This is a genomic window from Aeromonas sp. DNP9, from assembly GCF_001728955.1.
Classification (GTDB): domain Bacteria; phylum Pseudomonadota; class Gammaproteobacteria; order Enterobacterales; family Aeromonadaceae; genus Aeromonas; species Aeromonas veronii.
The window spans coordinates 47,503-60,194 of the sequence record NZ_LYSQ01000003.1 but is presented as its reverse complement, the minus strand read 5'-3'; the positions used below and the strand labels follow the sequence as shown (position 1 = coordinate 60,194).

Here is a 12,692-nt window from a genome sequence, read left to right as displayed (position 1 = left end):
CGATGGCTGCATCGGAAGGGTTGGCGTTACCCTGAACCACAAGGAAGAGGCCCGCCTCTTCCTTGTTTCATTCTTGAATCAGTGAGTTGCGGACGGGAAACGCCCCGTCAGCCTCATGAGGCGGTCAACAGTCCGTCACCGCAAAACGGGATCAACCTGATGAGCCAAGTGACCTTTTACCTGATGAGCGAACAGGATGACGCGCAGGCCTCTGCGGTCGAGCGACTGGCCTGCACTCTTGCTGCCGAGTCGTGGGGCGCGGGCCATATCTACCTGTTCTGCAACGATGAGGCCCAGGCCCTGCGTCTGGACGAGCTGTTGTGGCAGCTGCCGCCGGAGCGCTTTGTGCCGCACCAGCTACAGGGCGAAAGCGGCATGTCCCCGGTGGAGATCGGCTATCAACCACCGAAACGGCGCTACGCCCGCCTCATCAATCTGGCCACTGCGACACCTTTGTTTGCAGGACACTTCGCTCAAGTGGTAGATTTTGTCCCCACTGATGAAACACAAAAGCAGCAAGCCCGCGAGCGCTACAAGCACTATCGCCAGGCAGGCCATACCCTCGAAATGAGGGATCAGCCCGTCCTTGCCGCACCGGATCCGGCGCAGCCATGACTGCAACCAATTGATCCATAAAGAATCAACACCAGACTCCATCCATCCAGATTACGGCGAGACCATGGAAAAGACTTTTAATCACAACGCCATCGAACAGGCGCTCTATCAGCACTGGGAAGCCCAGGGTTACTTCAAGCCCCACGGCGACACCAGCAAAGACTCCTTCTGCATCATGATCCCGCCGCCGAACGTCACCGGCAGCCTGCACATGGGTCACGCCTTCCAGCAAACCCTGATGGATACCCTGATCCGCTACAACCGCATGCAGGGCAAGAACACCCTGTGGCAGGCAGGTACCGACCACGCCGGTATCGCCACCCAGATGGTGGTTGAGCGCAAGATCGCTGCAGAAGAGGGCAAAACTCGCCACGATTACGGCCGTGATGCCTTCATCGACAAGATTTGGCAGTGGAAGGAAGAGTCCGGTGGCACCATCACCCGCCAGATGCGCCGTCTGGGCGACTCCGTGGATTGGGAGCGCGAGCGCTTCACCATGGATGAGGGTCTCTCCGCCGCCGTGCAGGAAGTATTTGTCCGTCTCTACGAAGATGGCTTGATGTACCGCGGCAAGCGTCTGGTGAACTGGGATCCGAAACTTAACACCGCCATCTCCGATCTGGAAGTGGAGAACCGCGAAATCAAGGGCCACATGTGGCACCTGCGCTATCCGCTGGCCAACGGCGCCAAGACTGCCGAAGGCAAGGATTACCTGATCGTCGCCACCACCCGTCCGGAGACCATGCTGGGCGATACCGCAGTGGCAGTGAACCCGGAAGATCCGCGCTACAAGGCGCTGATCGGCCAGCACATCCTGCTGCCGCTGGTGAACCGTCTGATCCCCATCGTTGCCGACGAACACGCCGACATGGAGAAGGGCACCGGTTGCGTGAAGATCACCCCTGCCCACGACTTCAACGATAACGAAGTGGGCAAGCGCCACAGCCTGCCGATGATCAACATCTTCACCCTGGACGCCCACGTGCGTGCCGAGGCCGAAGTGGTCGATACCAACGGCAACCCGAGCACCGCCTACGATGCAGCCCTGCCGGCCGAGTTCGCCGGTCTGGAGCGCTTCGCTGCCCGCAAGGCGATTCTGGCCAAGCTCGAAGAGCTGGGTCTGCTGGACGAGATCAAGGATCACGTGCTGCAACAGCCGTACGGCGATCGCGGTGGCGTGCCCATCGAGCCGATGCTGACCGACCAGTGGTACGTGCGCGTGGCACCGATGGCCAAGACTGCCATCGAAGCGGTGGAAGATGGCCGCATCCAGTTCGTGCCGAAGCAGTACGAAAACATGTACTTCTCCTGGATGCGCGACATTCAGGACTGGTGCGTCTCCCGTCAGCTGTGGTGGGGTCACCGCATCCCGGCATGGTATGACGACGCCGGCAACGTCTACGTTGGCCGCAGCGAAGATGAAGTGCGCGCCAAGCACAGCATCCCGTCCGTAACCACCCTGCGTCAGGACGAAGATGTGCTCGACACCTGGTTCAGCTCCGCCCTGTGGACCTTCTCCACCTTGGGCTGGCCGAACAACACCGAGGCACTCAAGACCTTCCACCCGACCGACGTGCTGATGAGCGGCTTCGACATCATCTTCTTCTGGATTGCCCGGATGATCATGATGACCATGCACTTCATCAAGGACGAAAACGGCCAGCCGCAAGTCCCGTTCAAGACCGTCTACATCACCGGTCTTATCCGTGACGAAGAGGGCCAGAAGATGTCCAAGTCCAAGGGCAACGTGCTGGATCCCCTCGACATGATCGACGGCATCTCGCTGGAAGATCTGCTGGAGAAGCGCACCGGCAACATGATGCAGCCGCAGATGGCCGAGAAGATCGCCAAGCGTACCGCCAAGCAGTTCCCGGAAGGGATCGATGCCCACGGTACCGACGCCCTGCGCTTCACCCTGGCCGCGCTGGCCTCTACCGGTCGTGACATCAACTGGGACATGAAGCGCCTGGATGGCTACAACAACTTCTGCAACAAGTTGTGGAACGCCTCCCGCTATGTGCTGATGAACACCGAAGATCAGGATTGCGGTTTTGCCGGTGGCGAGATGCAGTTCAGCCTGGCGGATCGCTGGATCCAGTCCCAGCTGCAAGTGGCCATCCGTGACTTCCGTACCGCCCTCGATACCTACCGCTTCGACATCGCGGCTGGCGTGCTGTACGAATTTATCTGGAACCAGTTCTGTGACTGGTATCTGGAACTGACCAAGCCGGTGCTGACCAAGGGTTCCGAGGCCGAGCAGCGCGCTGCCCGCCATACCCTCGTCAGCGTCCTCGAGACCCTGCTGCGTCTGGCACACCCGATCATCCCGTTCATCACCGAGACCATCTGGAAATCGGTCGCTCCGCTGGCTGGCGTACACGCCGACACCATCATGATTCAGGCCTTCCCGGAGTTCGACGCCGCCAAGGTAGACGAAGCCGCGATGGCGGATCAGGAGTGGGTGAAGGAGTTCATCGTCAGCATCCGCAACATCCGCGCCGAGATGAACGTGGCGCCGAGCGTGCCCCTGAACGTGCTGCTCCAGTGCGATGCCAAGGATGCCCAGCGCGCCGCTGACAACGAGGCCTTCCTCAAGTCGCTGGCCCGTCTGGAGTCCATCCGCGTACTGGCGGACGGTGAAACCGCCCCGCTGTCAGTGAAGAAGCTGATCGGTGCCACCGAGCTGATGATCCCGATGGCTGGTCTCATCGACAAGGATGCCGAGCTGGCCCGTCTGGCCAAAGAGGTGGCCCGTCTGGTGGGCGAGTGCGGCCGCATCGAAGGCAAGCTTGGCAACGAAGCCTTCGTCGCCAAGGCGCCGGAAGCGGTTATCGCCAAAGAGCGCGAGAAGCTGGAAGATTACCGTCTCCAGCTGACCAAGCTGGAAGCCCAGCAGGCCGAGATCGCCGCCCTGTAAGCGCTGCCCAACCGATACAACAAAGCCCCCTGCCAAGGGGGCTTTTTCATATCCGCGCTTCCCGTTTCAGCTCACCAGCAGCCAGCCGCAGAAACCGAGATAGAGCAGACCAACCAGCGCCAGCCGTCCGGCGGTCATGGTTCCCTTTCTGAACCCCCACCACAGCAAGCCGACCGCCAGCAGTGTCACCAGCGAGGAGGCCATCATGGCGCCATCCAGCAGCCAGGGGGTGAAGAGCAAGCAGAACGCCTTGGGGATGGTGCCCTGGATCATCATGGCCCCGGAGATATTGGCCAGCGCCAGCCGGTTTTTGCCCTGTCTCACCCAGATCAGCACGTTCATCAGCTCCGGCATCTCGGTCGCCACCGGGCTCAGCAGCAGGGCCGCCAGTACCGGCGAGAGGCCAAACAGCTCGCCCATGCTCTCCAGCTGATGAACAAACAGCTGGGCCGCCAGCGCCACCACCACCAGCGCAGCCAGCGTCTGCAGCAACACCTTGCCAAGGGGCGGGATCCCGGCATCTGGGGCCAGCTTGAGGGGCTCTGGCAGCTCGACCTCATGGCTGTCGCTTTGTTTCAGCTCGCGCCTTACATAGACGAGGTAGACCAGCAGGAAGAGCGGGGCCAGCCAGCTCTTGCCGGTGAAAGCGACCAGCCCCAGCGCGGTAGCCACCAGAAAGATGCCCATAAACCAGCGCTGATCCCGGCCAATCTCGCGCTGCACCTCGCCATCGATGGCCCGTTCGGTACGCCCCATGCAAAGCAACAGGGTGAGGCCGACCGCTGCATAGCCGATGGTGGCCAACACCAGCGGCCCGCCGAGGGCGGCACCAATGCCGATCTCCTGCTGGGCGGTTGTGTTGCCCATCAGCAGAGCGGTCAGGGTCACGATACACTCGGGCAGCGCCGTACCCAGTGCCGCCAGCAGGGAGCCGGTGGCGCTTTGGGAGAGTTTGAAGTGGTGGCCGGTCCACTCGATGCCGTTGACGAAGTATTCGCAGGCAAGGTAGATGGTGACCGCAGAGACGAGAAATAACAGCAGGGTAATCAACATAATAGATACCGCCAGGCGAGCAGAATAACCGATGGACCCGATATGGCTCGCCCGGCTGGCGTGCATATCGAGGCCAAAGGTCTTGCAGAGCGATAGTGCCTATCGCCGCCCATGCCATGGATACGAGGATCCAAGAGTGTTGACATGGGCCCGGCCCGGAATGCGGGCGGGTTGCTACTCCCCAATGACTGAGGGGACGTTTTAGCAACTAGACCGCCGCCTCACAAGGCAAATTAATGACAACTCATTCAATAAGTTGTAAGGGAATGTAACCTCGCCAGCCCCTCCTCCCCACCGCTATTGCGCTGTTGGCACACCGATTGCTGTAGGTAGTTCACTATCCACAACAGTTTGGGAAGGATGAACAATGAAACGGTGGATCCAACATTTCTATCAACTGAACCGCCTCAATTGGCTGATGGTCTGGTTGTTGCTCTGCTGCAGCATCATTCTGCTGTTTCCGGCCGGGCTGATGAAAGGGGCCGTCAGCCAGTGGGCTGCGGATCATGCGGCCTGGCTGGGGGTCGGCATGCTGATCGCCATCTCCTACTTCTGCAGTCAGGGCTTCCTGATCGCCTGGGAGTGGGCATGCGAAGAGTGGCAGGCACGCCGTCAGCAGGATCAGCTGGCCCAGATGATTGGCTTCCTCGACTTCAACGAGAAGGCGGTGCTGCGCGAGTTCGTGCTACAGCGTAAAAGCGTCATAAACTTGCCGATCACCGAGCCCGCCGTCAAAAACCTGATGGATGCCGGTGTCCTCACCTACGCCTACGGCAAGCCGACCCGGGAGAAGGATGACGAGAACCAGATCCGCGCCCTGATGATCGCCCTGCCCGCCCGACCGCTGCTCACCTACAAGGTGCTGGGGCTGTCGCGCGGCAAGATGAGCGACGAGCAGGTGGAGCAGATCATGAATGCCAGACCCAAGTTCGCCCAGAAGGGGTTCCAGCGCTAACCGCCGCCCCATCCGCCAGATGCACAAGAGCCGGACACTGTCCGGCTCTCTCGTTTCTGCGCGACGTTCTGCACCGCCCTTCCGTCTTGTTGTGTCCTACCCCTTGAGGCTGGAGCAGAAGCTCACATCCGCGACCTTGGTCACCGGATCGAAGCTGTGATAGAGCTCGAAACAGGGTCGATCATCAAATTCGAAACCGGCCGCCACCACCTCACCGATATGTTGCTGCCAGAGCGCTGGATATTGGGCCGGTTCGGTCACGGTGAAACGTGACTGGCCATAACGGCCACCCGCCAGCGGCTGGATCTCCACATTGCCGCCGCCTTTGGTACCCGCAGGAACGGTGACGCAGATATCGGTGCGGCACTGCTGGGGTGCGGTGATTTCGGGGTTGTCGTGGTAAATAAAGATCCACTCCCCCTCGGCCAGCCCCAGCCCGGCGGCCCATTGATAGAGCTGGTCGCACACCGGTTCATAGCCAGTGCCGTAAGGGCCGGTCACCCGGATATAGGCCAGGGTGCGCGGGGCCATCTGTTCGGTTTTCATCGGTTGCCTCCTTTCATGGGAACGGCTTTCAGCATAACCAGCCTCGCGGGCGGCCGAGTGTCCATTCTTGCTCAGTTGCAATAGTGATGGTTGGCGGCGCAGCGCCCCCGGCGTCATGGCAAACTGCTTGCGAAACGCCTTGGCAAAGGCCTGCGAGCTGGCAAAACCGGCCGAGAAGGCAATCTCGGTCACCGGATCCCGGCTGTAACAGAGGGAGCGGGCCGCCCGCTCCAGCCGCAAGCGGCGCTGCATCTCGGCCGGGGTTTCGCCGGTGACGGCGGTAAAGACCCGGTGAAAGTGATAGCTGGAGAGCGAGGCGAGAGTGGCCGCCTCACTGAGGCAGAGCTCGGGGTTCTGCTCCAGCGCCCGGATCACCGGGCGCAATCTGGCCTGATAATCGACCATACCGTTAGCGACTGACGCTCCCCGCAACTCTGGCCATATAGAGCGCATCCACATAACGCCCTTGGCGGAAGGCATAGTCACGGGCTCGCCCCTCCTCGGTAAAACCGAACTTGCGATAAAGCGCCTGTGCGGCCTCATTGTCGGTATAGACGGTCAGCTCAATCCGGTGCAGGTTGAGCCAGTTATCGGCCAGATCCAGCGCCGCGGCCATCAGGGCAGAGCCAACCCCCTTGCCAGCCCAGTCATCCCGCACTCCCATGCCAATACCGGCCACATGCTTGCGTCTCGGATTGGGCTCAACCAGCAGCGATAGCTGGCCTACCAGCAGGCCGTCAACGTCGGCGACCAGTGCCACCACGCTGTCGTTCTCCAACCGCTTCTGCCACTGGCTAAGGGGTGGCATAGGCAGGTGCAAAGTGCCCGCCTGGGCAGTGGGCATGGCGTAAAGATCCCGCAAGGCGGGGGCATCGGCGGGTTCGGCATGACGGATAGTAATCTGCATATGAGGCTCCTTCTCGAAGCCACCATCATGCAATATCTGGCGCGGTTACACATCCCCTACACGCACCCATTTGTCTTGCCTATCAAAGGGCGAGGAAAGGCCCATTGGCCGAGCACGTCGCAGATCCGTAGGCTGACCCCATATCAACAAGGAGAGAAGCCATGACTGACAAGACTCTGCACAGCGCCAACGGCGCCCCCGTCGTCGACAACAACAACAGCCTCACCGCCGGTCCGCGCGGCCCCATCCTGATGCAGGATATCTGGTTGATGGAGAAACTCGCCCACTTCGACCGCGAGCGCATTCCCGAGCGGGTGGTTCACGCTAAGGGCTCGGGCGCCTACGGCACCTTTACCGTGACCCACGACATCAGCCAGTTCAGCAAGGCCGATCTGTTCAGCGCCATCGGCAAGCAGACGCCTGTATTCCTGCGTTTCTCCACCGTAGCCGGTGAGAAGGGCGCCGCCGATGCCGAACGCGACGTGCGCGGCTTCGCCCTCAAGTTCTATACCGAGCAGGGCAACTGGGATCTGGTGGGCAACAACACCCCGGTCTTTTTCATCCGTGATCCGCTGAAATTCCCTGACTTCATCCACACCCAGAAGCGGGATCCGCGCACCAACCTGCGCAGCGCCACTGCCGCCTGGGACTTCTGGTCACGCCATCCGGAATCCCTGCATCAGGTCACCATACTGTTCAGCGATCGCGGCATCCCCAAGAGCCTGCGGGAGATGAACGGCTACGGCAGCCACACCTTCAGCTTTATCAACGACGCCAACGAGCGCTTCTGGGTCAAGTTCCACTTCAAGACCGAGCAGGGCCACAGCTTCTACACCGATGAAGAGGCCGCCACCGCCGTCGGGCAGGATCGGGAGACCAGTCAGGCGGATCTGTTCAATGCCATCGAGCGGGGCGACTTCCCGCGCTGGAAGGTCTATGTGCAGGTGATGCCGGAGGCCGAAGCCCAGACTTACAACATTCACCCTTTCGACCTGACCAAGGTGTGGCCGCACAGCGACTACCCGCTGATCCCGGTGGGCGTGCTGGAGCTCAACCAGAACCCGGACAACTACTTCGCCCATGTGGAGCAGGCCGCCTTTACCCCGGCCAACGTGGTGCCCGGTATCGGCTTCTCGCCGGATCGCATGTTGCAAGGGCGACTCTTCTCCTACGGTGACACCCAGCGCTATCGCCTCGGTGTCAACCACGGTCTGCTGCCGGTCAACGCCCCGCGCTGCCCGTTCCATCACGGCGCCCATCGTGACGGTGCCATGCGGGCGGACAGCAATGGCGGCGCCAGCCCCAACTATCAGCCGAACCGTTTCGGCACCCAGCAGCCGAGCGAGCAGCACGAACCGGCGCTGAGTTTGGAAGGGGCCGCCCTGCACTACGACTTCCGTGACTACGACAGCGACTACTACAGCCAGCCGGGCAACCTGTTCCGTATCATGGACGAGGGGCAGCGTTCGCGGCTCGCCGCCAACCTGGCCCGCTCCCTTATCAATGTGGAGGATGACGCCATCGTCGCGGCCCAGCTCAAACACTTCGAACAGGCCGACCCCGAGTACGCTAAACGAGTCGAACTGGCACTGGCCTCCCTGCAGCGCTAAGCCACAAGCAGGCAACATCTGCAAAAACAAAACGGGGGCCTGATGGCCCCCGTTGTTATTCTGCTAAGAGTAATAAACGCAAAAACGGAGCCAGAAGCTCCGTTTTTCAATGCTGTATCAATCCCGGACGGAACGCGCTTCACGCTCTTCCCGCTCCCTTGCCAACAAGCGTTTGTACCACCAGCTACTGCGACGACGTTGTGCATTGGAAGAGCGACGAGCCATTTCTTAGGTTCCAGCCAAGAGAAGAAAGGAGCTGCATTATGCGACAGGGATCACGTCCATGTCTTTAGCTGGATCAAGAAAAGCCTCACTGACCCACGGAAATCGTCTTCTGATCTTTTGCTCCCCGGGTGGCAGGCAACACCACCGCAGGAGAGCGCCAGGCCAGCGGGCCATTGCTCTCGAGGTCGTTCTGCGGGCCGCACTCCAGCCAGATATCTCCCTGCAGAATGCGGGCCCCTTCGGAATATTTCTGATCCGCAAACCAGCAAACCCGCTCGGGCAATGAGCCCAGCGGCAACACCAGCTCGGGACTGGCAGACTCGCCCACCACAGTGGTTTTGGACGCGGCCAGAGCGGGGGCGAGCCAGAGGGAGGCCAGCAGGCAGAGCAGTACATTTTTCATGAGAGGGATCCTGTTTCGATGGGAGGCACTCTCGAAGAGTCGACCAGCCCCGGGGTTTACTTGACTGACAATCATACTGCCTGCTGGCATTGTGGAACCAATATGGTAGCCTGCCAGCGCCTGCGGGCAGTCTCTCGCTGCCACGCGCAAACTTCCGGTGAATTTGTCACGTCCTGACAAAATATAACCTTATTTATCAAATCGTTATTTGGATATTATCCCAATGCGTATCATGCCGTTGCTTCAGGCGGCCTGCCTGAGCCTGATGTTGTCCGCCTGCGTTGCCCCATTGCTGATGATGAGCCCCACCAGCCAGCTGATGTGGGCCCTGCTCAAGCCGCTGGTCGGCTTTGACCCAAACGAGGTCAATCTGTTCGAACAACCCCTGATCAAGGATCGGATGACCGCCATCCTTGGCCCCAATTACGACAGCACCATGCAGTTGCTCAAGACTGCCGACAAGTTACAGCAGGAGGGGCCGCTTTTCTATGTGGTCTCCGAGTATGCGCCGGTGCCGGATATCGCCAAGCAAGCGGGGATGGTGTGGAACTCGCAAACCAACCAGATGTCGGTATTGCTGCAAAAAGGGGATGGCACCACCCTGACCTTCGGCGAAAATCTGGCAGGCACGGCACCGACCTGGCCAACCGCCATGCAGGGCTGGCAGACCCCCACCAGCCAGCTCACCCCGGCGGCCAATGCCCTGACCGGCGCAGCGACCAGTCAGAGTGGCGCCTCCCCCTTCTCCCTTGGCAGCGCGCTGGGCACAGTGACCCGCGGCGTCACCGGCTCGCTGACCAACAGCGCAAGTCAGGCTATCAGCGGCGCAGCCGCCAACGCCACAGGGCAGGCAACTCAAGCGGTGAGCCAAAGCGCGACCGATCTGACCCGTAGTGCAACCACCGCAGTCACTGCGCCAGCCAAGCAAGCGGTGAGCAGTGCCGCTGCGACTGCAACGCAAGAAGCGACCAAGGCTGTTGCCATTCCTGCCAAGCAAGCAGTCAGCAGCGCCACTACGACCATGACCCAAGAAGCCACCAAGGCCGTTGCTGATCCGGCCAAGCAAGCCGTCAACAGCGCCGCTGCGACCGCGACGCAAGAAGCCACCAAGGCTGTTACCGCTCCGGCCAAACAGGCCGTCAGCAGCGCCACTGCAACCGCGGCCCAAGAAGCCACCAAGGCTGTTGCCGCTCCGGCCAAACAGGCCATCAGCAGCGCCGCTGCGACCGTGACGCAAGAAGCCACCAAAGCCGTTGTCGCTCCGGCCAAACAGACAGTCAGCAGTGCCGCCGCGACCGTGACACAGGAAGCCACCAAGGCTGTTACAGCTCCTGCCAAACAGGCCATTAGCAGCGCTACAGCAACCGCGACGCAAGAGGCCACCAAGGCTGTTACAGCTCCTGCCAAACAGGCCGTCAGCAGCGCCGCTGCGCCCGCGGCGCAAGAAGCTACCAAGGCCGTTGCCGAACCAGCCCGGCAGGCCGTCAGTACCGCATCCCATACGGCCGGAGAGAGCGTCGCCGATGCCGCCAGAGCGGCGGAAGCCAAGGCTCGCGCCAAGGCAGAGGCGGAGATGGAAGCCCTGCTCAAATAAACCGACAGGCCACCGCAAGGTGGCCTGTTTTTTATCCCGCTACCGGATCATGACGTTATGGAAAAGGCCACATAGACTGTTAGGTAACTACCCGCACAAGGAGTGCATCATGCATCGTCTGCTCCCTGCTCTCGCTTCTCTCGCCCTGTTTATCGCGCTCCCTGCTCCGGCACTTATCTACTATTCGGAGCAGAACATGCCACTCAATGGCCAGGATAAAAATGGTCAGCCTGTGGGGTTGGCGGTCGAGTTGCTGCGCCTGATGTGGCGCGAAATGGGGGAGCCGGAGCAACCCATCCACTTTCTGCCCTGGGCCCGCGGCTGGTATCTGCTGACCCAGCAGCAAGAGGCCGTGCTCTTTACCACGGCGCACACCAAGGAGCGGGATCCCCACTTCCTCTGGGTCTGCCCCATCAGCCACTCCAGGGTCGCGCTGGTCGGCCGCAAGCAGGATGCCCCCAAAGTGGCCAGCAAAGCGGATCTCGCCAAACTGCAGATCGGCGTGATGCAGGCGGATGTCGGGGAGCAGTTGCTGCTCAACCGCGGGATCAGCCCGGGCAATATGATGTCGGTAGAGCGCATGGAGCAGGTGGTGCGCCAGCTCATCATGGCACGCACCGATCTGGTGGCGGGCAACGAGGTGATGTTGCGCCATCAGGCCAAGGAGCTGGGTTTCCCCAGCGAGGATTTTGTCACCGTCGCGATTCTTGAAGAGCAGGACAACTGCTTCGCCTTCAACCTGAGGGCAGACAAGCAGCAGGTTGCCCGCCTGCAACAGGCGCTGGACAAGGTCAGACAGGGGGATGAATACAAGCAGCTGGTGAAGCGCTACCAGTTGCTCAGTATCCTGCCCGAAACCAATCCCCCCCTCCCGCGCCTCGAGTAACCCCGGCCCGCCCTATGGCGGGCTCGTTGTATCTCCCGCCGATGAGGCGGGGGATGGCTCCAGCGGCGCCGTAATGAGGTGGTTCAGAAAGAGATGGAACAGCTCGGCCCGCGAGCCGAGCCGTAGCTTGCCATAGAGATGCTTGCGGTGATTCTTCACCGTGCCGCTGCCAATCCCGAGCTCCGCGGCAATCGCCTCGGTATCCAGCCCCTGCAGCAGCAACTCCACCACCTGCCGCTCGCGCCGGGTAAGCCGATCCCCCCCCACGCTCGCCATCGCCTGCTCCACCGCACTCCTGAGGCTGGCGCTGTCTGGCAGTGCAGTGCTCTGGGCCAGCAGCGGCTGGCTCTGCTGCCACTGCTGACGACAGAGCGAATGCACCAGCGGGAACAGCTGCTCCAGCCTCGCCAGCTCGTCACGGCTGAGGGTGCTGCGCTTGTCGAGTCGTCCCAGAAACAGCATCAGCGTCAGTCCGTCCCGCACCGGCAGGATCAGCCCCACCTCCTCCTGCCAGCCGGTAGCCTGATAGAAGTGGTGGCGATATTCGGGATCGAGCCGCCCTTGGGAGACCTGCGCCAGGGTCCAGACGCCGGCAGGCAAGCCCTGCTCCAGCGCCTGCATAAAGGGATCCTGGCTGAAGTGGCTGGTGAGGTAGCGATCAAACAGCAGAGCCCGCTGATGATTGAGGTTGTCGTAGAGGTAGACGGGGCGCTGCCCCACCCCGAGCAGCAGGGCACAATCAAACGCCACCTGTTGCTGGATCAGCCGCACCAGCGCCGCCGCAAAGGCGCTGCTGTGCAGGGCATCGACCACCTCGGTCATGCTGCGGGTCAAGGCATCTGTGGTGAATGGCTGGGTCATGGTGACACGTTTCCGTTGACGGGGAGCGATTCCCCGCTATGACTGAATGCTAGCACGAGAGTGGCAAAACTGTCCCTCAGGGGACATATCCGCCACCAGCCAGAACGGCGAGGATGACGG

At 61.3% G+C, this 12,692-nt stretch carries 11 protein-coding genes and 1 riboswitch; of the genes, 6 read left to right on the top strand and 5 right to left on the bottom strand.

The window, feature by feature from the left end:
- Nucleotides 1–159: 159 nt before the first annotated feature.
- Both A9G06_RS02445 and A9G06_RS02440 read left to right on the top strand, forming a co-directional pair.
- Nucleotides 160–615, top strand: a complete 456-nt coding sequence (locus A9G06_RS02445; RefSeq protein ID WP_069554166.1) for a DNA polymerase III subunit chi — start codon at nucleotides 160–162, stop codon at nucleotides 613–615.
- A 64-nt stretch (nucleotides 616–679) separates the two neighbouring features.
- Nucleotides 680–3,532: a valine--tRNA ligase gene (locus A9G06_RS02440; RefSeq protein ID WP_069554165.1), complete on the top strand. Its 2,853-nt coding sequence runs from the start codon at nucleotides 680–682 to the stop codon at nucleotides 3,530–3,532.
- 66 nt (nucleotides 3,533–3,598) lie between these two features.
- Here the strand turns inward: A9G06_RS02440 and A9G06_RS02435 are convergent, their stop codons facing one another.
- A complete protein-coding gene (locus A9G06_RS02435) occupies nucleotides 3,599–4,585 on the bottom strand; it encodes a sodium:calcium antiporter (protein ID WP_069554261.1) in 987 nt (328 codons plus the stop codon).
- A gap of 88 nt (nucleotides 4,586–4,673) precedes the next feature.
- A riboswitch (yybP-ykoY riboswitch) is annotated at nucleotides 4,674–4,780 on the bottom strand.
- A gap of 172 nt (nucleotides 4,781–4,952) precedes the next feature.
- Here A9G06_RS02435 and A9G06_RS02430 point away from each other — a divergent pair.
- Nucleotides 4,953–5,540, top strand: a complete 588-nt coding sequence (locus tag A9G06_RS02430; protein ID WP_005336432.1) for a superinfection exclusion B family protein — start codon at nucleotides 4,953–4,955, stop codon at nucleotides 5,538–5,540.
- Nucleotides 5,541–5,636: 96 nt separating this feature from the next.
- On the opposite strand, the gene A9G06_RS02425 is transcribed toward A9G06_RS02430, so the two are convergent.
- Nucleotides 5,637–6,491 (bottom strand): GyrI-like domain-containing protein, encoded by an 855-nt coding sequence (locus A9G06_RS02425; protein WP_069554164.1) that lies wholly within the window; start codon nucleotides 6,489–6,491, stop codon nucleotides 5,637–5,639.
- Nucleotides 6,492–6,495: 4 nt separating this feature from the next.
- Nucleotides 6,496–6,993, bottom strand: a complete 498-nt coding sequence (locus tag A9G06_RS02420; RefSeq protein ID WP_069554163.1) for a GNAT family N-acetyltransferase — start codon at nucleotides 6,991–6,993, stop codon at nucleotides 6,496–6,498.
- Between the two features lie 161 nt (nucleotides 6,994–7,154).
- Between A9G06_RS02420 and A9G06_RS02415 the strand changes: the two genes are divergently transcribed.
- On the top strand, nucleotides 7,155–8,603 hold the full coding sequence (locus tag A9G06_RS02415) for a catalase (RefSeq protein WP_069554162.1): 1,449 nt from the start codon (nucleotides 7,155–7,157) through the stop codon (nucleotides 8,601–8,603).
- Nucleotides 8,604–8,913: 310 nt separating this feature from the next.
- Here A9G06_RS02415 and A9G06_RS02410 read toward each other — a convergent pair whose 3' ends face one another.
- The gene (locus tag A9G06_RS02410) at nucleotides 8,914–9,231 is read right to left on the bottom strand and encodes a YnjH family protein (protein ID WP_021231798.1); all 318 of its coding nucleotides are present in this window, start codon (nucleotides 9,229–9,231) and stop codon (nucleotides 8,914–8,916) included.
- Nucleotides 9,232–9,454: 223 nt separating this feature from the next.
- Here A9G06_RS02410 and A9G06_RS02405 point away from each other — a divergent pair, with 223 nt between their 5' ends.
- Together A9G06_RS02405 and A9G06_RS02400 are read left to right on the top strand one after the other, a co-directional pair.
- Complete coding sequence (locus A9G06_RS02405) at nucleotides 9,455–10,825, top strand: hypothetical protein (RefSeq protein ID WP_069554161.1); 1,371 nt, start codon at nucleotides 9,455–9,457, stop codon at nucleotides 10,823–10,825.
- Nucleotides 10,826–10,934: 109 nt separating this feature from the next.
- Entirely contained in the window at nucleotides 10,935–11,711 is a 777-nt protein-coding gene (locus A9G06_RS02400; protein WP_069554160.1) for an ABC transporter substrate-binding protein, read from the top strand.
- A gap of 12 nt (nucleotides 11,712–11,723) precedes the next feature.
- Here the strand turns inward: A9G06_RS02400 and A9G06_RS02395 are convergent, their stop codons facing one another.
- Nucleotides 11,724–12,572 carry a helix-turn-helix transcriptional regulator gene (locus tag A9G06_RS02395; protein ID WP_069554159.1) on the bottom strand — a complete coding sequence of 283 codons (849 nt, stop codon included), beginning with the start codon at nucleotides 12,570–12,572 and terminating at the stop codon, nucleotides 11,724–11,726.
- Nucleotides 12,573–12,692 lie beyond the last annotated feature (120 nt).

Coding starts and splice junctions, on each gene's coding strand:
- A9G06_RS02445 (WP_069554166.1), top strand. CDS start 160: ATGAGCCAAGTGACCTTTTACCTGATGAGCGAACAGGATGACGCGCAG.
- A9G06_RS02440 (WP_069554165.1), top strand. CDS start 680: ATGGAAAAGACTTTTAATCACAACGCCATCGAACAGGCGCTCTATCAG.
- A9G06_RS02435 (WP_069554261.1), bottom strand. CDS start 4,585: ATGTTGATTACCCTGCTGTTATTTCTCGTCTCTGCGGTCACCATCTAC.
- A9G06_RS02430 (WP_005336432.1), top strand. CDS start 4,953: ATGAAACGGTGGATCCAACATTTCTATCAACTGAACCGCCTCAATTGG.
- A9G06_RS02425 (WP_069554164.1), bottom strand. CDS start 6,491: ATGGTCGATTATCAGGCCAGATTGCGCCCGGTGATCCGGGCGCTGGAG.
- A9G06_RS02420 (WP_069554163.1), bottom strand. CDS start 6,993: ATGCAGATTACTATCCGTCATGCCGAACCCGCCGATGCCCCCGCCTTG.
- A9G06_RS02415 (WP_069554162.1), top strand. CDS start 7,155: ATGACTGACAAGACTCTGCACAGCGCCAACGGCGCCCCCGTCGTCGAC.
- A9G06_RS02410 (WP_021231798.1), bottom strand. CDS start 9,231: ATGAAAAATGTACTGCTCTGCCTGCTGGCCTCCCTCTGGCTCGCCCCC.
- A9G06_RS02405 (WP_069554161.1), top strand. CDS start 9,455: ATGCGTATCATGCCGTTGCTTCAGGCGGCCTGCCTGAGCCTGATGTTG.
- A9G06_RS02400 (WP_069554160.1), top strand. CDS start 10,935: ATGCATCGTCTGCTCCCTGCTCTCGCTTCTCTCGCCCTGTTTATCGCG.
- A9G06_RS02395 (WP_069554159.1), bottom strand. CDS start 12,572: ATGACCCAGCCATTCACCACAGATGCCTTGACCCGCAGCATGACCGAG.